This window comes from Leisingera sp. XS_AS12, from assembly GCF_041224635.1.
Taxonomy (GTDB): Bacteria; Pseudomonadota; Alphaproteobacteria; order Rhodobacterales; family Rhodobacteraceae; genus Leisingera.
Window position 1 is genome coordinate 1 of the sequence record NZ_JBGFGM010000023.1, and the last position, 794, is coordinate 794.

1 protein-coding gene and 1 tRNA gene are annotated in these 794 nt (G+C 60.3%); one reads left to right on the forward strand and one right to left on the reverse strand.

Annotated elements, in window-relative coordinates; genetic code table 11:
• Positions 1–64: 64 nt before the first annotated feature.
• Positions 65–141 (forward strand) — tRNA-Met (locus AB9K35_RS00275).
• Positions 142–429: 288 nt separating this feature from the next.
• On the opposite strand, the gene AB9K35_RS00280 is transcribed toward AB9K35_RS00275, so the two are convergent.
• Positions 430–794, reverse strand: a 365-nt coding sequence (locus tag AB9K35_RS00280) for a transposase (RefSeq protein ID WP_369923934.1), incomplete at its 5' end; no start/stop codon positions are given.

Consider the following 794-nt stretch of genomic DNA (forward strand, 5'->3'; position numbering starts at 1 on the left):
CGGCAAGTCACCGGATAATAGCCGGCCTCAAGTAGCGATCCGCGCGGTAGGCCAAACAAAGTGTCGCGGGATGGAGCAGCCAGGTAGCTCGTCAGGCTCATAACCTGAAGGTCGCAGGTTCAAATCCTGCTCCCGCAACCACCGTTTCCGACCAAGCCCCTGCAAACAGCGGGGGCTTCTTCGATTCAAGCCCACCCAAAGCCATGATCCCGGCCAATTCTCCAACAAGCTCAAGCTGATGGCCGCCGGGCGCATCCGCGTCCGGAACCATCCGTACCTGCGAAATCAGCGCCCTCAACTCTGCCATGGCTTCCCGCTTCACCTCCGGCGCGTTCAGCGACCGGGCGAGATCTTCGACCATCTCGCGGTAGCGCTGCGAAAGGCTGTGATGCAGCTGGGGAGCCTGATCTGACTGGTCCGGTTTGATTGTTAGTGCATGACTGGCCTTTGGTCCATCGGGACGATGGATTCTGGCGCAGGCGGCCGGTATCCCAAGGCGCTGTGGGGGCGCTTGGTGTTGTAGTGTTTCCTCCAACTTTCGATGATGATCTGAGCCTCCCTCAGCGAGTAGAAGAGCTCTCGGTCCAGCAGTTCGTCCCGGAGCCGGGCATTAAAGCTTTCGACGTATCCATTCTCCCATGGGCTCCCAGGTTCGATGAAGGCTGTTTTTGCCCCAACCGCCTCGATCCAGGCCCTGACGTCCTTGGCAACGAACTCTGGGCCATAGCACGTCGGGAAGATTGGCCGCTGAGAGGTTATGGCCACGCGCGCAGCCCTCAAACCGCGCAGCGGGT